The organism is Acidiferrobacter sp. (genome assembly GCF_054609335.1).
This window is the reverse complement of sequence record NZ_JBTRWP010000050.1, coordinates 1-19,395: the sequence shown is the minus strand read 5'-3', so window position 1 is coordinate 19,395 and position 19,395 is coordinate 1. Positions and strand designations below refer to the sequence as shown.

Below are 19,395 nucleotides of genomic sequence, written 5' to 3'. Positions count from 1 at the left end.
CACTGGCAGATCCTGGTGCGCGCGCGGGCCATAGAAAATAGTTGTTATGTTGTCGCGGCGGCGCAGGGTGGCCGGCATGACAATGGTCGGACCACCTACGGGCACAGCATGATCGTCGATGCCTGGGGTAGGGTCCTTGCTTTGCAGGCATCGGGCCGCGGGGTTGTGACAGCGCAGTTCGATCGCGAATCGGTAGCGGATGTCCGTCGCCGCCTTCCTAGCGTCATGCATCGGAGACTTTGATGACGACAGAAACGTTACATACCAGGAACTTGGAACGTGCGCGTGAGTCCTTGCTTGTGCCCGCGGGCATAGGCGTAAACGAGCTGGACCAAGTCATGGGCCGCATGCTGGGCCATCAGATCGATTACGCGGACTTGTATTTTCAGTATAGCCGTCAGGAGTCCTGGTCTTTGGAAGAGGGCCAGGTCAAATCGGGGAGTCGCCACATAGAGCAGGGCGTGGGGGTGCGCGCCATCGCGGGCGAAAAGACCGGCTTTGCCTATTCCGACGAGATCGTGTTGCCGGCCCTCCTGGACGCCGCAAGCGCGGCGCGGGCGATCGCCCATGGCGGCCGCAAGCAGACGGCAGCGCTTGCCGCGCACAATGGAAGCGCATTGTCGCTGTACGAGCCTGCCGACCCGCTCTTAAGCCTTGAAGACGCGGCCAAAGTGGCCTTGCTCGAGCGAGTTGAGCAGGAGGCGCGCAGACTCGACCCGCGCGTAAAGCAGGTGATGGCAAGCCTTGGTGGCTCCCAGGAGACCATATTCGTCATGCGCAGCGATGGCGTCATGGCCGCCGATGTGCGACCGCTCGTGCGCCTCAATGTGACCGTCATCGTTGAGCAAAACGGCCGTCGCGAAACGGGCAGCTCAGGGGGTGGTGGGCGTACGGATTACGGGTATTTTCTGACCGAGGACCGCGCCCTGTTCTATGCGCGGGAGGCGGTGCGTCAGGCGCTCGTGAACCTGGAGGCCGCACCCGCGCCGGCCGGGACCATGCAGGTGGTCCTGGGGCCCGGGTGGCCCGGCATCCTCTTGCATGAGGCCATAGGCCACGGATTGGAGGGTGACTTCAACCGCAAGGGGACGTCAGCCTTTGCGGGGCTGTTGGGCGAGAAGATCGCGGCCGATGCCTGTACCGTGGTCGACGACGGCACGCTGGCCGGGCGCCGGGGTTCTCTGAATGTCGATGATGAAGGGACGCCGACCCAGAATACGGTTCTCATCGAGCGCGGCGTGCTGCGCGGTTATATCTTGGATAGGATGAATGCCCGGCTCATGGGCATGGCGCCCACCGGTAACGGGCGCCGTGAGTCCTATGCGCACCTCCCCATGCCACGCATGACCAATACCTACATGCTGGCTGGCGAGACGCCGCCTGAGGAGATCCTGGCATCGGTCAAGAAGGGACTGTATGCGGTCAATTTCGGTGGCGGCCAAGTCGACATCACATCGGGCAAGTTCGTATTCTCGGCAAGCGAGGCCTATCTCATAGAGAACGGCCGTATCGGGCGCCCGGTGCGTGGCGCGACCATCATCGGTAATGGTCCGGATGTACTAAAGCGGGTAGCCATGGTCGGCAATGATCTGGCCCTCGATACGGGTGTCGGGACCTGCGGCAAGGACGGACAAAGTGTGCCGGTGGGCGTAGGTCAGCCGACTTTACGTATCGACGGCATGACAGTCGGCGGAACGGAGGAGTGATGGGCGCCATCATTGCAAAGGATCAGGAAACATCCTCGCTCGAGGATCTCGCCACTCAGGCCTTGGATCTCGCTCGACGTCAGGGGGCAAGCGCCGCTGAGGTGAATGCCGGATTCGGGCGCGGGCTTTCTGTGACCGTGCGCAAGGGTGAGGTCGAGACCGTCGAGCACCATCGGGACAAGAGCCTTGCGGTCACGGTCTATTTCGGAGACCGTAGCGGCTCGGCCAGCACCTCGGATTTTCGGAGCCAGGCCTTGTCGGAGGCGGTGATGGCCGCCTGCGTGATCGCTCGCCATACCGCGGCCGATCCTTATAACGGGCTTGCCGATCCCGCCCATCTCGCGCGCGCGATCCCCGACCTCGATCTCTACCATCCCTGGGAACTTGCGATGGAGGAGGCGATCGATAGGGCTCGACGTTGTGAGGAGGCGGCGTTTGCCACCGACGCGCGCATCGGCAATTCGGAGGGCGCAAGCGTCACGACGCATGATGGGATCGACGTCTATGCGACGAGTCATGGCTTTCTCGGGACCGTCCGCGCAAGTCGCCATGGGTTCAGTTGCGCGGTCTTGGGCGAGGACGGCCAGGGCGGCATGCAGCGCGATTATGATTACGCCTCGGCGCGCGACGCCCGTGACCTGCCGGACGTCGAGGAAATTGGGCGCAGGGCCGCCCTTCGTACGGCGCGGCGCCTCGGCGCCCGCCAGATCAAGACCTGCCAAGTGCCGGTCCTCTACGAGGCGCAGGTGGCGCGTAGCTTGGTATCGCATCTGGTTTCTGCGATCAGCGGCCCGAGCCTCTATCGACGCTCATCCTTCCTTATCGACAGCGTCGATACGGCCTTGTTTCCGGCCTGGACGCACCTTTATGAAGAGCCGCACCGCAAGAAGGGTATGGGCAGCGCGCCTTTTGATGCCGAAGGGGTTGAGACGCGCACGCGCGATCTCATTGAGGACGGTGTACTGCGCCGCTATTGCCTCGACAGTTATTCCGCGCGCAAGCTCGGTTTGGTCACGACCGGCAACGCAGGCGGTGTCCACAACCTCATGGTCGCACCCGGCAGCGAAGATCTTGCGGGCCTGCTGCGTCAAATGGGGACCGGTCTGTTCGTGACCGAACTCATCGGGTTTGGGATCAACCATGTTACGGGCGACTACTCGCGCGGCGCGGCCGGTTTTTGGGTGGAGGGTGGCGAACTGGCCTACCCGGTGGAGGAGATCACGATCGCTTCGAACCTGCGGGATATGTACAAGGGCCTTGTGGCAGTCGGGCGCGACGTCGACTATCGCCACAACGTCTGCACAGGTTCGTGGCTCATCGAGCGCATGACCGTGGCTGGCGCTTAAGGCGCGCGGAACGGAGGGAGTACCGCCCGGCCGCACCGGTGACAAGCGCCGCGCATCATCAGTCGCCGAAGTCGACCTCGTAGGCGTTGTCGGCGGTGGGGAGACCTGGGCGCGTCGCAAGCCTGTGGGCCTCCCGGGTTAGGGTGGCATGAACACGGGATTTGTCGCGCATATCATCGAGTATCCAGGCGATATCCGCCGGATGGCCGAGCCGTCCTCGGGTGAGGAGGTGGCGGACCGTGATGGTGTCGCACCCCACGTCACACAAGACCGGCAGCGGGAGCTCGAGAGGTACGATGTAGCGATGGACAACCCACGACACGGCGTTCTTTGCGTCGAGGGGCGTGCGCGCATCAAAACGAAAATGGCGGCCCCCGCCCCCAAGCTTCAGGAGCTCCTCCAGCCAGTCGACCGTGAGCCCCTGGTGGATTATGAGCGTGCGACCGCGGTAGCGGCCGAAAAACCAGTCCAGGCGTCGGTGATCGCGGCGGGTCGCGATCGCGCGCATAAAAACCTTCATCATAGAATCATGCCAAGCGCACGGTGAGTGCACAAGTGCGGCGCGCCCAAAGGGGGAGACATATGGAATGCGACGTCCTGGTCATCGGCTCGGGTCCCGGCGGATATCGGGCCGCGGTGCTTGCCGCCTTGCGTGGGCTCAAAACCGTCATCGTCGAAAAGGCGATATGGGGCGGTTGCTGTCTGAACCGGGGTTGCGTCCCGAAAAAGGACTGGCACCATAGCGCGCGCCTGCTCGACCAGGGACGCCACTTCGCCGATCGGGGCATCCGAGGCGACATTCAGGGCGATCTCGCGCAGGCGTGGCGCCATCAGCACGAGGTGGTCACAGCGGTCCGCGACAGCTATCGGGCCTACCTGAAGCGTCTGGGCGTGGTGGCGATCGCGGGACACGCCCGTTTCGAGGGCGTGAGTGCGGTCGTCGTAGAGCCTGGCGCCCAGACCATCACCCCGCGTGCAGTAATCATCGCCACAGGCTCGGCGCCCCGCCTGCCGGCGGGCATCGATGCGGTATCCGGGCGCATCCTTCATAGCGACCTCCTATTCGACGAGCCGGTGCCGGCAGGGGCGCGCGTCGCAGTCATTGGCGGTGGCGTGATCGCGCTGGAATTCGCCTATATCCTGCGGGCCTTCGGGCGTGAAGTGCTCTGGCTTGCGCGCAAGGATCCGTTCGCGCGCACGGACTTCAGTGCCCCGGCCATGAAGCTTTTACGCACCGCCCTCGCCGACCGGGGGCTTGTCCCGGTGCGCGCGGGTCTGGAGGCAATCGAAGTCGACAATGGCGGGGTCAGGCTCGTGACGACAGCGGGCGAGACGCTGGCCGCCGATTGGGCGCTCTTTGCGACCGGGCGCCGCCCCGTCACAGAGGGGCTGGCCCTTGAGCGCGCGGGCCTTGAGCGGGATGCGCAAGGATATATCGTGGTAGATGAACAAATGCGCGCGGCGTCCCCGGCCATTTACGCCATCGGCGACTGCGTAGCAGGCCCCATGACTGCTAACCGCGCGCTCTATGAGGCCTCCGTGGCCGTCGGCAACATTGTGCGTCCCGGCAGCCGTACGCGGGATCTTACGGGTGTGCCCGAGGCTGTCTATAGCGCCATCGAACTTGCGCGCGTGGGGCTTACGGAAGAACAGGCCGAGGATCGGGGCTTGGAGCCCGCAGTCGGGTTCGCTGCCTTCGAGACCTCGCCGCGTGCGCTCGGGCAAGACGATGCGGAAGGCTATGTGCGGCTCATCGCCGATGGGGATTCCGGCACATTGCTTGGGGGCGAGGTCCTGGGTGCGGAGGCCGGCGAACTTATCCATATGCTTACGACCGGCTCCGCGGAGGGTGCGCTGCGGCGCATCGGTTCAGCGCGTTTCAATCATCCCTCGCGCGCCGAGGAGTTTCAGAACGCCGTGGAAACCTTGGCGGCCAAGTGGGGCCTTCAGGATCATGTCTTCGGCGCCTCTTGAGGCCCGGGAACCCCACCTTGCAGGATGCCCGTTTTCCCCGAGATTGTTGCGGCTTAGCGGATTTTAGACCATAGTGGCGGTGCATTACTGGCGGAAGGACGGAAGTGACGGTGGTCTAAGGCGACAGGAGGAGGTATGGCGGAGGACGTCTTGAGTATTCTCAAGGAGGCTGTTCGCTTTCGGCGGTGTTGTGCATTGCGGTATCGCGATCAGACGCAAGTGCGCGTGGTCGAGCCGCATGCCGTATACGAGGACGCGAGCGGTGAGATTATCGTGGATTGCTACCAGGTGCGCGGCCATTCGGAATCAGGCCGTACACCCCCTTTCTGGCGACCGTTTCGGCTGCGCAAGATCAGCGCCGCCGCGCTTCTGAAAAAGACCTTCGTACCCCGGCGTTCCGAGGGCTTCAGTGCCACCCGCTCGCGCTACCGTAAGGGCCTCATATGTGCGGTGGCCGAGGGCGATGCCTCAGTTCCCCGGGCGGCGACACCTCCCGCGACGCCGGTTGGACCCTTTCGGCCTTCGAGAACCTTGCGGCGATAAGGTCATTGCGGTTCGGCGCGCTTGAGCGAGCGCAGGCGCGCCTCGGGTGATCAGCGGAGGACCCCGCCCTGTCGGCGTTCGTGATCGTCGAGTTCGAATCCCCGGAGCCGATACGCCGATGGTAGGCCTCGCCCGAATACGCCTGGGCGCGGCGTTTCCGCGACGCCGCGCTTGAGCGCCGGTTGTTGTTCGTCGATGGCAAAAATACGCTGCCTGAGGGTTTTTGAGGGCCGGGGGACGCGCCTTCGGTCGGGCGAGCGGGGACTGTGCCCACGCCACCTGCCGCTTCTTCGGATCAATCTGCGGCGGTGGAGTCACCGTCGCCGTTCATGCGATCGACGAGGGTCTGGAGGGACCGGAAGTCGCGCGCGGCCATGACCTGCACCGCGCCACGCTTGAGGTCCGCCACCGAACTTTCGCGCACGATCTTCTTGATCTCAAGGATTGCGGACGGATGCATGCTGAACTCCCGTAGCCCAAGGCCGAGCAGTAGGCGCGTGTAGCGCGCATCACCCGCCATTTCCCCACACATCGCCACCGGTATCCCTTGCGTAACGGCCGCATCTATCGTCATGGTGATGAGCCTCAACACCGATGGGTGTAGTGGGTCATACAGATAGTTTACGGTGTCGTCCACGCGGTCGATCGCAAGCGTGTATTGGATCAGGTCGTTGGTACCGATCGACAGGAAGTCGAGATGGGCCGCGAACAGATCAGCGGCCACCGCCGCAGCCGGCACTTCGATCATGCCGCCTATGGGCATGTCGGGGTCGAAGTCGATGCCGTTGCGGCGCAGCTCCTCCTGGACCTCGCGTACGAGCTCGACCACGCGCGCGATCTCATCGAGATTCGAGAGCATGGGGACCATGAGGCGCACCGACCCGAATGCCGACGCGCGTAGGATGGCGCGCAGCTGCACCTTGAAGAGCGCCACTTCCTGGAGGCAGAGGCGCACCGCGCGCAGCCCAAGCGCGGGGTTGGCGCTTGCAGTCGGTAGATCGATGTCGGCGCGTTTGTCCGCTCCCAGGTCGAGCGTGCGGATCGTTACGGGTCGGCCCGGGAGTTCCAGTATCACTTTGACGTAGGCCGCGAACTGCTCCTCCTCGTCGGGCGGCATCTTGCGATTCATGAACAGGAACTCGGTGCGATAGAGGCCGATGCCGCTTGCAAGCGCCTGGTGGACGCCCGCCATGTCCTCGGGCAGTTCGATATTTGCTAAGAGCTGCACTGCGACGCCGTCGCGGCTCACCGCCTCGCTCGTGCGCAAGGCCTCGAGTTCGCGCTGCAGGCGCTCGATCTTGTGGGCGCGCTTCTCGTATTCGGTGATGACCGCTCTGTCAGGCGCGACGAAAAGGATGCCGCGCTTGCCGTCGACTATGAGCTCCTCGTCGTTGTCGATAAATCGTGTGGCGCCGTGGACGGCGACGATGGCCGGTATCCCGAGGCTGCGCGAGAGGATGGCCGTATGCGAGATCGGTCCGCCGAGGTTCGTTATGAAGGCGGCAATGCCTTTGTTTTTCAAGGCCACGGCGTCCGCGGGGGCGAGGTCGTTGGCGACCACGACCCGTCCATTGAGATCGTCGGGGATCGGTTCGTCCTCGCGCTCGTCCGGGTTCAGGAGGTTACGCAGTACCCGCTCCACCACTTGGGCGACGTCTGTCTTCTTGTTGCGAAGATAGGGGTCTTCCATCGCCTCGAATACCGCAACGAGGCGATCGCTCTGGGTCTTCAGTGCGAATTCGGCGTTCCACTGGTTGGCGCGGATATCCTTGATCGGCGCTTCCGACACCATGGTGTCGTTCAGGATGAGCAGGTGGGTGTCCAGGAAGCTTGCCGCCTCGACGGGCGCATCGGGTGGGATATGGCTGCGGATATCGGCTAACTCCCGGCGCGTGCTTTCAACCGCCGCCAGGAAGCGGCTCACTTCGTCTTCCACGAATGGAACAGGCACCACATATTCCGGGATCTTCAGGCGCTCGCGCTTCAAAACGTAGGCGCGGCCTATCGCAATCCCATTACTTACGCCCTTTCCGTGAAGCGCGAGCATCAGGACTCTTCCCCAAACCTATGTTCGATCAATCGGCTAAGCGCCACGCCTGCCTCGGCCTCGTCGGGACCTTCAGCGCAGATCTTGAGCGTGGAGCCTTGGCCGGCCGCCAGCATCATGATGCCCATGATGCTCTTCGCGTTTACGCTGCGACCATCGCGGGTCACGGTAATGGTTGACGCGAAGGAGGATGCGAGGCTTACGAGCTTTGCCGATGCTCGGGCGTGCATGCCGAGCTTGTTGATGACGATGACTTCAACGCACTTCATGTCTGGCGTTATCCAAGAGGCAAAATTCCGTTGCACAGACGATCCCTTCCATGCCGCCGCTCAAGGCTTTAACTATGAGCTCGTCGAGCGGGAGATCGCGATAGTTCAATACCCGGATCAGCATCGGGAGGTTGAGTCCGGTCACGAGCTCCACCCTATGGCGCGCGAGCAGTCGGCACGCCACATTGATGTGGGTGGCCCCATAGATATCCGCCAGAATCAGGACGCCGTCGCCTTGGTCGATGGTCCGGATCGCCTTGGCGAGCGCGACCCCGAGCTCATCCGGCGGCGTTTCGTAATGTACGGGAAAGGTCGCCAACGCGGGCGGCCGCTGGCCCAGGACGTGATCCACTGCCTCGAGGAGGCCGAAGGCGACATCCTTTTGCGCCAATACTAGCAATCCTATCATGAAACCCAATGCCCTCCGTTCCTGTTCTGTACACCCCTGTCCGTCCTCGCCCTATGCGGTCGCGCCGAAGGGCCGGCTATGAACCTCGAGGCCCGCCGCACTCAAGATGCCGCCGCCGACAGGCCCTCGGTCAGTTCCCGGTGTCGAATCTGGGTATTGACGCCTTGTTTGCGAAAATGGGCGGCGAGCCTTTCGGCCAGATACACCGAGCGATGCTGGCCCCCCGTGCAGCCGATCGCCACCGTCAGATAGCTGCGGTTTTCCCGCTCGAAGCCTGGTAGCCACCGCGCAAGGAAGTCGCCGATATGTTCCTGCATTGCCGCGACCTCCGAGTGATGCTCGAGGAAGGCCGCCACCGCCGGGTCGCGGCCGGTGAGTCCGCGCAGGCCCTGTTCCCAATACGGGTTGGGGAGACAGCGGACGTCGAAGACGTAATCGGCATCGAGCGGTGTGCCGTGCTTGAAGCCGAAGGACTCGAAGAGCAGCGTAATGCCTTGGGTGCTCGCGCCGCGCGCGAATTCGTAGACCAGCTGGCGCAGCTGCTGCGCGCTTGTGTGCGTGGTATCGATGCGTCGGGTACAGGACGATGACAGCGGTTCGAGCAGGGCCTTCTCAAGCCGTATGCTTTCGAGGAGTGGGGTCTTGTTGTCGGTCAAGGGATGCCTGCGACGCGTCTCCTTGAACCGCTTCATGAGCACCGCCTCTTCGGCCTCCAGAAAGATGATTCGGTAATCGACGCCGAGCGCGCGGAGCTTCTCCAGATTCATGGGGGCGGCGTCAAGGAAAAGGCGGTTACGGGCGTCGATGCCGATTGCGATGTCGGAAAATTCCGCCCGCATGGTATTCATTTGTTGTGCGAAATGCGGCAAGAGCGCCGCCGGAAGGTTGTCGATGCAGTAGAAGCCGACGTCTTCCAGGGCCTGGAGCGCGATACTCTTTCCGGAGCCTGACAGGCCGCTTATGATGATGAAGCTCATGGAGATTTCATAGCCAGGCTTTGTCGGCGCATGAAGTCCTCGAGGGCATTGATGCCTCGGCGTCGCAGGATATGACCGCGGGTTGCGACCTCCACGAGCACCGCGAGGTTACGTCCTGGGGCCACGAAGAGCGCCACCTCAGCGACCTCTATGCCCAATATGGATCGGGTCTTTTGCTCCGCTTGCAGCCTATCGATCTCCGATTGGGCATGGGTGGCGTAGTCTTTGAGTCGCACGATGAGGTGCAGGGTCTTTTCATGACGCACGGCGGTCTCGCCGAACATGGCGCGGATGTTCAAGATGCCAAGCCCGCGGACCTCCAGAAAATCGCACAGCATGTCCGGGCAGCGCCCCTGGAGGGCATCGGGGCCGATCCGAAAGAATTCACAGGCGTCATCGGCGATCAGTCGGTGGCCGCGGCTTAGAAGCTCGAGCGCGAGTTCGCTTTTTCCGATACCGCTTTCGCCGGTGAGGAACACGCCGAGCCCCATGACCTCCATGAATACGCCATGGAGGATCTCGCGTTCGGCGAGCGCGCGCGCCAGGTAGAACTGGAGGTCGTGGATGACGCGTGGGCTCGGTAGCGCTGAGCTAAAGAGCGGCATGGACATGGCGTCCGCGGCCTCATGCATTTCCTTGGGAATCGTCTGGCCGTTCGCCACGATGACGATGGCCGACGAAGGCGAACTGAACAGTTCGCCCAAGGCGAGTTTGCGTGCCTCGGGCGTGATGTGCTCGTAGAGGTAGGCGGTTTCGTTCACGCCGATCACCTGCACGCGGTTGGGGTGGACGAAATTCAGGTGTCCCACGAGCGCCATGCCCGGAAATCGGGCAGTGGCGAGCTCCAGTAGGCGGTTTGCCCCCGCCTTGCCGGATTCCCACGCAAGCTTCAGCGTCTCGCGCTGCGCGTCGTATACGTCTTGGGCAGTCAGTATGGTACTCATGGCACCCACTCGTCCGTCCGCTATTCGCCCGGCGCAAGGCCTTAAGCGGCCCATGGTCGCGAAGGCCCGCGTCGGCCCCTTATCCTTTCAGTATATAACCCCGCGCTTCTGCGAGCGAGGCGCCAGCGGCCGGACCCGGACGTCCGGCGCACCTATCCAGGCCTGTGCTGGTCCATCACCTTCTCTTTATGGCGGAGCACTTGTCGGTCCAACTTGTCCGTGAGCAGGTCGATGGCGGCGTACATGTCCGCGCCGACGGCATCGGCGTGGATGATGGCGCCTTTGGCCCGGATGTTGGCCTCCGCGCTGTAGCGCTTTTTCTCTACATGTAAGACGACATCCGCAGCGATGGCGTGGTCGAAGTGCCGTTGGATGCGCCCCACCTTTTCGAGGGCATAATCGCGTAACGGGGCGGTGATCTCAATTTGCTGTCCGCTGACCGTGATATCCATAGGATTCCCCTTTATGTTTGGCTTAGACAAGCGATTTGCGTTGACTGGACGGGGGGATGTTGAGCGACTCCCGGTATTTGGCGATCGTTCTCCTTGCGATATTGATGCCTTGCTCCAAAAGCATATCGGCGATCTTGCTGTCGCTGATCGGTCTGTCCGGCGGTTCGGTCTCCACGATCTTGCGAATGAGGGATCGGATGGCGGTCGCCGAGCAGGTCCCGCCATCCGCCGTGCCTACGTGGCTCGAGAAGAAGTACTTGAGCTCGAAAATACCGCGTGGCGTCATCATGTACTTATTGGTGGTGACCCGCGAGACCGTGGATTCATGCATCCCGACCTCGCCTGCCACGTCGTGCAAGACCAAGGGCCGCATGGCCTCCGGCCCGTGGTCGAAGAATCCGCGCTGGCGGTCGACGATCACGCGCGCCACCTTGAGGAGGGTCTCGTTGCGGCTTTGCAGGCTTTTCAGGAACCAGCGTGCCTCCTGGAGGTGGTCGTGCAGAAAACGATCTTGCGCCGACCCCCGGCCGCGTTGGATCAGGCGCTCGTACTGACTGTTGATGCGCAATCTTGGCATGGCCGCGACATTCAAGTCCGCGCGCCAGCTGCCCCGTCGTTTTTTCACCAGGATCTCAGGCACGACATAAGTGCTGGGTGAGGTCGACACCAGCGATCCGGGCCGCGGATTCATGCCCTTGAGCAGGGCCATGGCCTGCGCCAGCGTCTCTGAGTCGAACCGTGTGAGGCGCTTGATCTCCTTGAAGTCGCGTTGCCCAAGGAGCTTTAGATGGGTCGGGTCGGTGAGTATCCGCGCGGCGTCCCGATAGGGTGTGGCCGGGTCCAGGCGGCGCAGCTGGAGGTCCAGACACTCCCCAAGATTGCGGGCCGCGACCCCGACCGGGTCGAAGTTTTGGACGTGGTGCAAGACCGCTTCCACCTCGTCTCCGCTGATCTCGAGATCAGGGAGGGTTGCGAGGATATCCTCTACGTCACCCACGAAATATCCGTCGTCGTCCACGGCATCGATGATAGCGATCGCGATCAGCCGGTCGCGATCCGTAAACGGCGTCATTTGGAGCTGCCAGAGGAGGTGATCTCGGAGGCTGGTCGGGTGGCTGTTACGCGCCTCGAAGTTCGTGTCGCCGTCTTCGTCGCCGCTTCCTGCGCTCGAGGTGCCAATCTCGAGACCGCCCTCCCAGTCGAGCTCGGCCGGATCCCCTTCACCCTCCCCATCGGCTGGGTCCGCGGGCCCGTCCGGGGAGGCCTCAGCGGGCTCTTCGGCTGCAGTCGCCTCCTCGCCATCGGCATGCTCGCTTTCCTCGAGGAGGGGGTTCTTCTCGAGGATTTCGCGTATTTCCTGCTCCAGCTCTATCGACGACAGCTGCAGCAGACGGATCGCCTGCTGCAGCTGGGGCGTTATCGTGAGGTGTTGCCCAATTCTTAGGTCGAGTGTCTGCTTCATAGGGTGCCTGGAATCTAGTTTAGTCCATTCCTGCCAATTCCAGAACAGCGACCTAGAGGACGAAGCTCTCGCCGAGATAGACGCGTCTGACATCCGAGTTGGCAAGGACCGAAGCCGGGTCCCCGGAGGCCAGGACGTGGCCGTCATTGATAATATAGGCGCGATCGCAGATTTTGAGCGTCTCGCGCACATTATGGTCGGTAATAAGAACCCCGATACCGAGTTCCCGTAGGTGGGATATGTGGGCCTGGATGTCGATGACCGAGATCGGGTCGACGCCGGCGAAGGGTTCATCGAGCAGCATGAAGCGCGGTTTGGTGGCGAGCGCCCGGGCGATCTCGACGCGCCGTCGTTCGCCACCCGACAGGCTCATACCGAGGGTCTTGCGCCGATCTGCGATGTGCAGGTCCTGGAGCAGTTCCTCCAGTCGGGCCTTGCGGGAGGCGTCGTCCAGGCCGTCCACGGTCTCGAGTATGGCGAGGATGTTGTCCTCGACCGTGAGCTTGCGGAACACCGAGGCCTCTTGCGGGAGATAGCCCACGCCCAGCTTGGCGCGCTTGTGCATGGGCGCGTCTCCGATATCAGTGTCGTCCAGGAGTATCCGCCCCTGATCTTTGCGGACGAGCCCGATCATCATATAGAAGCAGGTGGTCTTTCCGGCGCCGTTGGGTCCGAGCAGGCCCACGACCTCGCCCGCGTTCACGGCGAGGCTCACGTCCTTGACGACCTGCCGGCCCTTGTAGGTCTTGGACAGATGGGTCGCCACGAGCGCACTCACGGCTTCGGCCCCGATGAGGGTTTGTGCGTGTGAGGGACGATGCGCGCCCGTACCCTTTGGCGACCGCGCACCGCCGTTATGCGTTGCGACCGCACGTAGTAATGCACGATATGGCCGTGCAGGACGTTGACGCCCTGCCGAAAGACCACAGCACCCGTCAACGTGACCTCGTCCGAGGCGGCCTCGAAATCCATGGTGCGCGCGGTGCCAAAAAGCGGAAGCCCGTGTGTCTTCTGGTCCTCCATGTGCAAGGGCGCCCCGTGCGCGTGTATCCAGAAGAGCTTGCCGCGCACCGAACGCACACGGACCACATCGGCGCGAACCGTGATGCCGTTTTGTACAATACGCACATGCCCGCGGTAGGTGCTAAGCCCGGTGCGCTCATCGACCTGGATGCTGTCGGCGCGCACGCTCACGGGCTGCGCGAGTTGGCGGACATGCGCATCGGCTGTGGCGCAAAGGGCGCCCATCGCGAACAGGGCTGCGAGGGAGGTCTTCATGAGCGCGTGAGGTGGACTGTGAGGGTGTGCGTGCGCACGTCGGCCGCCCCCATCCCCTTTGTGGCCCCACGGAAGACGCGCACGCCGCCGCGCATGATCAAGATGTGGCCATGTGGCGACACGTAGCCCTTGCGGGCGATGGTGGTGGTCACCGTGTGTTTGCCAAATTGCGTAAGACGCGGCTCTATGAGCAGGGTGCGTTTGCCGCGGGAGAAATGCACCAGCCGTTCCGCCGTCAGGATGAAGCGCGGGCGGCCATGACGATTCATGGCGGTGAGCTCGGCATGGTTGATGTAGTAGTCGGGGCGCGCGGGGGCAATGTTGGTCAAGTTCAGGGCCGGTCGCACGAGGGCCTCCGGAAGCCACCAGAAGAGGCCGGAGAAGAGTAAGAGCCCGGCCAGCACCAGGAAGCGGCTCAGCCACCGGCCCATGAACACTCGCCCTGATAGGCACGCCCCAGTTGTGCATCCAGCGTCCCGTGGGCGCGCATGATGAGTTCGCAGAGCTCACGCACCGCCCCGCACCCCCCTTTCTGCTCCGTGACCCAGTGCGCGTGGGAGCGCACAAGCGGGTGGGCGTCGGCCACGGCGATCGCAAGACCCACGGCTTCCATGGCCGGCAGATCGATGACGTCATCCCCCATGAATGCGGCCTCGGCCGCCGCCAGCGCCTCGTCGGCCAGCAGGCCGTTCACTGCCGCGCGTTTGTCATGACACCCTTGGATCAGGAGTGTGATACCGAGATCGTCCGCGCGGCGCTGGACGACGCGCGAGGTGCGGCCCGTGACCAAGCCCACGCGTACCCCGCTTGCGATCAGCATCTTGATGCCGTGTCCGTCGCGGCTGTGGAAGGCCTTGAATTCCTCGCCGGAATCGCTCAGGAAAAGTCGCCCGTCGGTGAGTACGCCGTCGACATCGAGCAGGAGCAGACGGACGGCCTTCGCCCGCGCGATGACCTCCGCGGCACGGCCACCCCCGTCTGTGGTGGCGTCCTTCATACAACGCCCGCCTGCAAAAGGTCGTGCATATTGAGCGCCCCCACGATCCTATGGTCGCCGTCCACGACGAAAAGCCCGCTGATGTTGTGCGCGCGCATCGTCGGAACAAGCTCCGCCGCCAAGTGATCGGCCTGGGCGGTTTTCGGGTTGCGCGTCATGACCTCGTCGATCCGCGCTTTATAGACGTCGACGCCGCGATTCAAGGCGCGGCGCAGATCGCCGTCTGTGAAGATGCCGCAAAGCCGCTTGTCGGCATCGACCACGGCGGTCATGCCAAGCCCTTTACCGCTCATTTCCAGGAGGGCCTCCTGCAAGGAGGCGCTTGCCGAGACCTGCGGTATCCGTTCGCCAGTATGCATGATGTCGGCTATGTACACGAGCAGGCGCCGCCCGAGACGCCCTCCCGGATGGGATCGCGCGAAGTCTTCCGGGGTAAAGCCGTGCGTCTCATAGAGGGCGATGGCGAGCGCGTCGCCCATGGCAAGTGCCGCGGTCGTGCTCGCAGTCGGCGCGAGGTCGAGCGGGCAGGCCTCTTTGGCCACCGCCACCAGGAGATGGACATCGGCCTGGCGCGCGAGACTCGAACCAGGGGCGCCGGTCAACGCCAGAAGCCGGACGCCCATGCGCTTTATGATGGGTAATATTGTGAGGATTTCGGCGGTCTCTCCGGAGTGGGAGATGGCGAGCACCACATCCTCGGGGGTGATCATGCCAAGGTCGCCGTGACTCGCCTCGCCCGGGTGCACGAAGAAGGCCGGCGTGCCGGTGCTGGCGAGGGTGGCCGCGATCTTGCCACCGATGTGCCCCGATTTGCCCATTCCGACTACAACCACGCGGCCGCGACAGGAAAACAGGAGCCGGCAGGCCTCCGCGAAGGATTGGTCGAGCCCCTGAGCGAGGACTGACAGGGTCTCGGCTTCGAGGGCGAGGACCCGCCGGCCGAGTGTGATCAGGGCGTCGGGTGCCGGGTCGGGGCGTAAGGGGCGATGACGGGTCATTGCGCGCATTATAGCGAAAAATGGCGGCCCCACGCCCACGATCCCGCAAAAAGACTATAATGGCCCGCTTAATCGTGGGGGTGTTGTGGAAGCATTTCTTGTGGTGTTGCGGGATCACGCCCAGGGTCCCGACCGACGGCCGGACAAGGCCCTGGATGACGCCTTGGCGCGACTTGACCGCATCTTGGCCCAGATTGCACCGGCCCTCGAGGTCGAGTACCGGGGTCCGTTCGTCGGCATCGGAGCCGGGCGCGAGGCCTTTTGTCTCGCCGTGCGCGCCCACGAGGAGGAGGCGGGGACGCGGGTGTGGGCGGCGCGGGTGTGTAGCGCCGACCCGCATCGTGGTCTTGCCGCCCACTGGGAGCTCGCCCGCGTCTCGCGCCTTAGGAAACCCATCCTCGCACGCGCTCTGCCAGAGTTCCTGGCCGGTTACCATGCCGCGGTAGCCGCCGCGTGCAAGGCGGATACGGGCGCGGGCCTGCGTCTGCGCGCCTTGGCCCAAGCCCTGGGCGTCGACCATTGAGCGAGTCCACCGCCATCGCGGTGACGGATTTGAGCAAGCGCTACGGGACCGTCACCGCCGTCGCGTCTTTGAGTTTTGATCTCGACTGCGGCCGGGTGCTCGGGCTTTTGGGGGGCAATGGCGCCGGCAAGACGACCACGCTTGCGATACTGATGGGGCTGCTTTTGCCGACTACGGGCTCGATCCGGGTCTTGGGCGAGGATCTCCTGCGTCACCGCTATCGCGTCTTGCCCCGGATCAATTTCTCCTCACCCTACGTGGACCTGCCGCATCGCCTGACCGTCCACCAGAATCTGCGGGTCTATGCCGGCCTCTATGGCGTACGCAAGGCGGCGTCCCGTATTCGCGAGCTCGCCCGCGACCTGGATCTGGAAGGTCTGCTGGACCGCCCTTACGGCCGGCTTTCGGCGGGACAAAAGACCCGTGCGTCCTTCGCCAAGGCCCTCATCAATCGCCCGCAACTCCTGCTCCTGGACGAGCCCACGGCCTCGCTCGACCCGGATACCGCGGACCGGCTGCGGACGTATCTGCGCGATTACCAGCAGACGAGCGGTGCCGGGGTGGTGCTGGCCTCGCATAATATGCTGGAGGTGGAGCGGCTCTGCGACGAGGTGATCATGCTGCGTCACGGTCGGATCTTCGATCGGGGGGCGCCGGCGGATCTGATCGGCAAGTACGGTCGTGACACTCTCGAGGAGGTGTTCTTGGATATGGCACGCGGGCGGTCGCGACTATGACGGAGACGCGCAGTGGAAGTCTGAGGCGCATGGGGGCCATGATCGAGCGCTACGTCTATCTCCTGAAGGGGTCGTGGCCTCGGATCATCGAGCTTGCCTATTGGCCGACCATGCAGATCATTCTCTGGGGCTTTCTGAGTGAATATCTGGTGCGCCATAGCAGCTATCTGGCGCAGGCCTCGGGCGTGCTTCTGGCCGCAGCGCTCTTATGGGATGTCATGTTTCGCGGCCAGCTCGGGGTCTCGGTCGTGTTCTTCGAGGAGCTCTACTCGCGCAACCTGGGCCACCTGTTCGCAAGCCCCCTGCGGGCCCACGAGCTCGCGGGCGCACTTTTCATTATCAGTCTCTTGCGCACCCTTATCGGCAGCGGCATGGCGGCACTCTTCGCCTATTGGTTCTACCACTTTCCGATCTGGCAGATGGGCTTTGTGCTGGTCGCGCTCTTTATGAATCTCATTGTCATGGGTTGGGCGATCGGGCTTGTGGTCGCGGGCCTCGTGCTGCGCTATGGCCTCGGGGCCGAGAATCTGGCGTGGGCCGCGATCTTCGCGATCGCGCCTTTGAGCGGCATCTATTACCCGATCTCGGTCCTTCCGCGCCCCCTGCAGATCGTGGCCCATGCCTTGCCTGCAAGCTACGTCTTCGAGGCGATGCGCGGATTCCTCTTCCATCATGTGGTCTTGGTCCGCTCACTCTGGGAGGCGGCGGCGCTCAACGCCGTCTATCTGGCTTTGGGTCTCGGGATCTTCCTGCGCACCTTCCGCGATGCCCGCGTCCATGGGCGGCTTTTGAATCTCGGCGAATAGCGAGACCCTGGTCTTCCCAGCTTATCTTTCCGGCGGGCCGGGCGTCCTCTCCGTGCGTCTGAACGTGTCGTTCAAGACATCCGCAATCCTCGGGAAGCGCGGACGCCAGCCGAGCACTGTGCGTGCGCGCGCACTGTCGAGTACCAGGGGGCAGGCGAGTCCGGCGCTCCACGAAGGATCCGGGCCGATACCGAGGTAACGGAACGCGAACCGCGCGGCCGTCTGCGCAACTTGGGGACTGACCGCCAAGGCGTAGCGGTGCAGATGGCGTTGCATGGCCTCGAAGGACATCTGGTCTTCGCAGGCCAGATGGATGGCCCCGGTGGCCTCGCAGAAGAGTGCCGCCACGATCGCTGCTGCGACATCCTGTTCATGGACGACCTGCAGGGGCGGGGCCGGCGGTGGCAGGCGCGGGTAGATGGGCAGGCGCAAGGCCCCCCGTAGGAAGGGCTGAGCGTGGGCCCCGAGGATGATGTGGGGGCGTAACCGCAGGGCGGAGAGTCCGTCCCTCTCGGCCGCCATGACGAGTTCTTCGGCAAGCACCTTGTCCTCGGCATACCGAAAGCCCGGCAGGGGCTTCATCTCGGCCGCTTCGGTGAGGGGGTCGCGGCTCGTCCCGTAGACCGAGGCGCTCGAAAGATGGACCAAGCGCGTCTTAGGATCCAGGGCATCGAGCAAGGCCTGGGTCCCACCCAGGTTGATGGCCCGGGCCAGGGTGCGATTGCGGCGCTCGCGGCCAAGCGCGCTTTCGATGACAACGAAGGCCATATGGACTACGGCATCGACTTCGCGCGCGGCGTGACCCACCGCCGGATCACGGATATCGCCGACGAGGGCCCGAAGCTTGGGGTGACCGAGGCGTAAAGGCTTGCGATCGTGGGCGATCACTGCGCTCACGCGTGCGTCAGCGAGGAGCTTAAGGGTGAGGACACGCCCGAGACAGCCGGCCGCGCCTGTGATCAGGACGCGCACGATGGGAAGGCCGGCAGGACCTCCTCGTTTAAAAGGGTGAGGGCTTGGCGGTTTTGCTCGGTCGCGCTTGCTCCCGCGCCCACCGCGCAGAGCAGGTGATCGACCCCGGCGTCTGCGTAAGCGCGCAGGCGCTTACGGCAGTGTTCCGGGTCGCCCGCCACCACCATGCCAAGCCGCTCCAGGATGGGGAGGTTGACGCCGCCCTTCAATAAGGGCGCGAGCGCCCCGAACCTTCGATAATACTCATAACCATCCTGCAGTCGTGACAAGAGCGGGGCGGTGAGCCGCAAGAGCTCACGATAAAACCAGGTGATATTGGTGCGAGCAATGGCGCGGGCTTGCCGGCCGTCGGCAAGACAAAAGATCCCAAGCGTCATTCCGACGCGCGGCAGTCGTAGGGGATGCGGGCCGTGGTGTTTGGCGTAAGCGGCACGGTAACGGCGGATGTCTTCCTTGACCATGAACCAGGGTTTGAAGGGGCCGGCGAGCACCCCGAGGCCCAGGCGGGCGGCAAGCTCGAAGCTCTCCGGGCTCACCGCCGCCATCCACAGCGGCGGGTGGGGTGTCTGGATCGGACGCGGACGCACGGCGATATCGGCGAACCGAAAATGTTGCCCTGCGAAATCGATCGGTCCGGGATCGGTGAGCGCTTTGATCAGAATCTCCAGGCCTTCGTCCACGAGCCCACGGCTGTCTTCGGTGCGTATGCCAAAGGTCTCATATTCCTTGGGCGAGAAGCCGCGGCCGACCCCAAGCTCGAGCCGTCCCCCACAAAGAATGTCGAGGGTCGCTGCGCGTTCAGCCACATGCAGGGGGTGGTGGTAGGGTAGCGGCACGATGCCATGGCCTAAACGGATGCGCTGCGTTCTCTGTGAGGCGGCGGCCAGGAAGAGATCGGGCGCCGAGCTATGTCCGTACTGGGGCATGAAGTGATGCTCGGTGAGCCATACGGTCC

At 63.7% G+C, this 19,395-nt stretch carries 23 protein-coding genes; 8 read left to right on the top strand and 15 right to left on the bottom strand.

Going from position 1 to position 19,395, the window contains the following annotated elements; all coding sequences use genetic code 11:
• The 3 genes from ACYCTF_RS11790 to pmbA all read left to right on the top strand — a co-directional run.
• Positions 1–243 (top strand): nitrilase-related carbon-nitrogen hydrolase (locus ACYCTF_RS11790; RefSeq protein ID WP_461284934.1); only part of this gene is annotated, 243 nt, incomplete at its 5' end.
• Positions 243–1,706, top strand: coding sequence for a metalloprotease TldD (tldD, locus tag ACYCTF_RS11785; RefSeq protein WP_461282601.1), 1,464 nt, complete (start codon positions 243–245; stop codon positions 1,704–1,706). The genes ACYCTF_RS11790 and tldD, both read left to right, overlap by 1 nt.
• Complete coding sequence (gene pmbA / locus ACYCTF_RS11780) at positions 1,706–3,052, top strand: metalloprotease PmbA (RefSeq protein WP_461282600.1); 1,347 nt, start codon at positions 1,706–1,708, stop codon at positions 3,050–3,052. The genes tldD and pmbA overlap by 1 nt, the downstream gene beginning before the upstream one ends.
• 58 nt (positions 3,053–3,110) lie before the next feature.
• On the opposite strand, the gene ACYCTF_RS11775 is transcribed toward pmbA, so the two are convergent.
• Entirely contained in the window at positions 3,111–3,575 is a 465-nt protein-coding gene (locus ACYCTF_RS11775) for a hypothetical protein (protein ID WP_461282599.1), read from the bottom strand.
• Between the two features lie 59 nt (positions 3,576–3,634).
• Here ACYCTF_RS11775 and ACYCTF_RS11770 point away from each other — a divergent pair, with 59 nt between their 5' ends.
• Positions 3,635–5,026, top strand: a complete 1,392-nt coding sequence (locus ACYCTF_RS11770; protein WP_461282598.1) for a dihydrolipoyl dehydrogenase family protein — start codon at positions 3,635–3,637, stop codon at positions 5,024–5,026.
• Positions 5,027–5,161: 135 nt separating this feature from the next.
• Entirely contained in the window at positions 5,162–5,569 is a 408-nt protein-coding gene (locus ACYCTF_RS11765; RefSeq protein ID WP_461282597.1) for a hypothetical protein, read from the top strand.
• Positions 5,570–5,864: 295 nt separating this feature from the next.
• On the opposite strand, the gene ptsP is transcribed toward ACYCTF_RS11765, so the two are convergent.
• From ptsP to ACYCTF_RS11705, 12 genes are all read right to left on the bottom strand, one after another.
• Positions 5,865–7,616, bottom strand: a complete 1,752-nt coding sequence (ptsP, locus tag ACYCTF_RS11760; RefSeq protein ID WP_461282596.1) for a phosphoenolpyruvate--protein phosphotransferase — start codon at positions 7,614–7,616, stop codon at positions 5,865–5,867.
• Positions 7,616–7,885: an HPr family phosphocarrier protein gene (locus tag ACYCTF_RS11755; protein WP_461282595.1), complete on the bottom strand. Its 270-nt coding sequence runs from the start codon at positions 7,883–7,885 to the stop codon at positions 7,616–7,618. The genes ptsP and ACYCTF_RS11755 overlap by 1 nt, the downstream gene beginning before the upstream one ends.
• Positions 7,872–8,294: a PTS sugar transporter subunit IIA gene (locus ACYCTF_RS11750; RefSeq protein ID WP_461282594.1), complete on the bottom strand. Its 423-nt coding sequence runs from the start codon at positions 8,292–8,294 to the stop codon at positions 7,872–7,874. Before ACYCTF_RS11750 ends, ACYCTF_RS11755 begins: the two co-directional genes overlap by 14 nt.
• A 101-nt stretch (positions 8,295–8,395) precedes the next feature.
• Positions 8,396–9,271, bottom strand: coding sequence for an RNase adapter RapZ (gene rapZ / locus ACYCTF_RS11745; protein ID WP_461282593.1), 876 nt, complete (start codon positions 9,269–9,271; stop codon positions 8,396–8,398).
• Positions 9,268–10,215 carry an HPr(Ser) kinase/phosphatase gene (hprK, locus tag ACYCTF_RS11740; protein ID WP_461282592.1) on the bottom strand — a complete coding sequence of 316 codons (948 nt, stop codon included), beginning with the start codon at positions 10,213–10,215 and terminating at the stop codon, positions 9,268–9,270. Before hprK ends, rapZ begins: the two co-directional genes overlap by 4 nt.
• Positions 10,216–10,367: 152 nt before the next feature.
• Positions 10,368–10,667, bottom strand: a complete 300-nt coding sequence (gene hpf / locus ACYCTF_RS11735) for a ribosome hibernation-promoting factor, HPF/YfiA family (protein ID WP_461282591.1) — start codon at positions 10,665–10,667, stop codon at positions 10,368–10,370.
• A 22-nt stretch (positions 10,668–10,689) separates the two neighbouring features.
• Complete coding sequence (locus tag ACYCTF_RS11730) at positions 10,690–12,129, bottom strand: RNA polymerase factor sigma-54 (RefSeq protein ID WP_461282590.1); 1,440 nt, start codon at positions 12,127–12,129, stop codon at positions 10,690–10,692.
• Between the two features lie 52 nt (positions 12,130–12,181).
• Positions 12,182–12,907: an LPS export ABC transporter ATP-binding protein gene (lptB, locus tag ACYCTF_RS11725; RefSeq protein WP_461282589.1), complete on the bottom strand. Its 726-nt coding sequence runs from the start codon at positions 12,905–12,907 to the stop codon at positions 12,182–12,184.
• On the bottom strand, positions 12,904–13,407 hold the full coding sequence (gene lptA / locus ACYCTF_RS11720; protein WP_461282588.1) for a lipopolysaccharide transport periplasmic protein LptA: 504 nt from the start codon (positions 13,405–13,407) through the stop codon (positions 12,904–12,906). The genes lptB and lptA overlap by 4 nt, the downstream gene beginning before the upstream one ends.
• Entirely contained in the window at positions 13,404–13,838 is a 435-nt protein-coding gene (gene lptC, locus ACYCTF_RS11715; protein WP_461282587.1) for an LPS export ABC transporter periplasmic protein LptC, read from the bottom strand. The genes lptA and lptC overlap by 4 nt, the downstream gene beginning before the upstream one ends.
• Entirely contained in the window at positions 13,823–14,404 is a 582-nt protein-coding gene (gene kdsC, locus ACYCTF_RS11710) for a 3-deoxy-manno-octulosonate-8-phosphatase KdsC (protein WP_461282586.1), read from the bottom strand. Before kdsC ends, lptC begins: the two co-directional genes overlap by 16 nt.
• Positions 14,401–15,402 carry a KpsF/GutQ family sugar-phosphate isomerase gene (locus tag ACYCTF_RS11705; protein WP_461284933.1) on the bottom strand — a complete coding sequence of 334 codons (1,002 nt, stop codon included), beginning with the start codon at positions 15,400–15,402 and terminating at the stop codon, positions 14,401–14,403. The genes kdsC and ACYCTF_RS11705 overlap by 4 nt, the downstream gene beginning before the upstream one ends.
• A gap of 85 nt (positions 15,403–15,487) precedes the next feature.
• Here ACYCTF_RS11705 and ACYCTF_RS11700 point away from each other — a divergent pair, with 85 nt between their 5' ends.
• Genes ACYCTF_RS11700 through ACYCTF_RS11690 form a run of 3 tightly spaced genes read left to right on the top strand, consistent with a single transcriptional unit; the run spans position 15,488 to position 17,468 of the window.
• Positions 15,488–15,925: a hypothetical protein gene (locus ACYCTF_RS11700; protein WP_461284932.1), complete on the top strand. Its 438-nt coding sequence runs from the start codon at positions 15,488–15,490 to the stop codon at positions 15,923–15,925.
• Positions 15,922–16,662, top strand: a complete 741-nt coding sequence (locus tag ACYCTF_RS11695) for an ABC transporter ATP-binding protein (protein WP_461282583.1) — start codon at positions 15,922–15,924, stop codon at positions 16,660–16,662. The genes ACYCTF_RS11700 and ACYCTF_RS11695 overlap by 4 nt, the downstream gene beginning before the upstream one ends.
• Positions 16,659–17,468 (top strand): ABC transporter permease, encoded by an 810-nt coding sequence (locus ACYCTF_RS11690; RefSeq protein WP_461282582.1) that lies wholly within the window; start codon positions 16,659–16,661, stop codon positions 17,466–17,468. The genes ACYCTF_RS11695 and ACYCTF_RS11690 overlap by 4 nt, the downstream gene beginning before the upstream one ends.
• Positions 17,469–17,489: 21 nt before the next feature.
• Here the strand turns inward: ACYCTF_RS11690 and ACYCTF_RS11685 are convergent, their stop codons facing one another.
• Positions 17,490–18,440 carry an NAD-dependent epimerase/dehydratase family protein gene (locus ACYCTF_RS11685; protein WP_461284931.1) on the bottom strand — a complete coding sequence of 317 codons (951 nt, stop codon included), beginning with the start codon at positions 18,438–18,440 and terminating at the stop codon, positions 17,490–17,492.
• Positions 18,428–19,395, bottom strand: a 968-nt coding sequence (locus ACYCTF_RS11680) for an LLM class flavin-dependent oxidoreductase (RefSeq protein WP_461284930.1), incomplete at its 5' end; no start/stop codon positions are given. The genes ACYCTF_RS11680 and ACYCTF_RS11685, both read right to left, overlap by 13 nt.

What these genes read in the sequence shown, in the direction of transcription:
- tldD (WP_461282601.1), top strand. Translation starts at nt 243, where the DNA reads ATGACGACAGAAACGTTACATACCAGGAACTTGGAACGTGCGCGTGAG.
- pmbA (WP_461282600.1), top strand. Translation starts at nt 1,706, where the DNA reads ATGGGCGCCATCATTGCAAAGGATCAGGAAACATCCTCGCTCGAGGAT.
- ACYCTF_RS11775 (WP_461282599.1), bottom strand. Translation starts at nt 3,575, where the DNA reads ATGATGAAGGTTTTTATGCGCGCGATCGCGACCCGCCGCGATCACCGA.
- ACYCTF_RS11770 (WP_461282598.1), top strand. Translation starts at nt 3,635, where the DNA reads ATGGAATGCGACGTCCTGGTCATCGGCTCGGGTCCCGGCGGATATCGG.
- ACYCTF_RS11765 (WP_461282597.1), top strand. Translation starts at nt 5,162, where the DNA reads ATGGCGGAGGACGTCTTGAGTATTCTCAAGGAGGCTGTTCGCTTTCGG.
- ptsP (WP_461282596.1), bottom strand. Translation starts at nt 7,616, where the DNA reads ATGCTCGCGCTTCACGGAAAGGGCGTAAGTAATGGGATTGCGATAGGC.
- ACYCTF_RS11755 (WP_461282595.1), bottom strand. Translation starts at nt 7,885, where the DNA reads ATGAAGTGCGTTGAAGTCATCGTCATCAACAAGCTCGGCATGCACGCC.
- ACYCTF_RS11750 (WP_461282594.1), bottom strand. Translation starts at nt 8,294, where the DNA reads ATGATAGGATTGCTAGTATTGGCGCAAAAGGATGTCGCCTTCGGCCTC.
- rapZ (WP_461282593.1), bottom strand. Translation starts at nt 9,271, where the DNA reads ATGAGCTTCATCATCATAAGCGGCCTGTCAGGCTCCGGAAAGAGTATC.
- hprK (WP_461282592.1), bottom strand. Translation starts at nt 10,215, where the DNA reads ATGAGTACCATACTGACTGCCCAAGACGTATACGACGCGCAGCGCGAG.
- hpf (WP_461282591.1), bottom strand. Translation starts at nt 10,667, where the DNA reads ATGGATATCACGGTCAGCGGACAGCAAATTGAGATCACCGCCCCGTTA.
- ACYCTF_RS11730 (WP_461282590.1), bottom strand. Translation starts at nt 12,129, where the DNA reads ATGAAGCAGACACTCGACCTAAGAATTGGGCAACACCTCACGATAACG.
- lptA (WP_461282588.1), bottom strand. Translation starts at nt 13,407, where the DNA reads ATGAAGACCTCCCTCGCAGCCCTGTTCGCGATGGGCGCCCTTTGCGCC.
- lptC (WP_461282587.1), bottom strand. Translation starts at nt 13,838, where the DNA reads ATGGGCCGGTGGCTGAGCCGCTTCCTGGTGCTGGCCGGGCTCTTACTC.
- kdsC (WP_461282586.1), bottom strand. Translation starts at nt 14,404, where the DNA reads ATGAAGGACGCCACCACAGACGGGGGTGGCCGTGCCGCGGAGGTCATC.
- ACYCTF_RS11705 (WP_461284933.1), bottom strand. Translation starts at nt 15,402, where the DNA reads ATGACCCGTCATCGCCCCTTACGCCCCGACCCGGCACCCGACGCCCTG.
- ACYCTF_RS11690 (WP_461282582.1), top strand. Translation starts at nt 16,659, where the DNA reads ATGACGGAGACGCGCAGTGGAAGTCTGAGGCGCATGGGGGCCATGATC.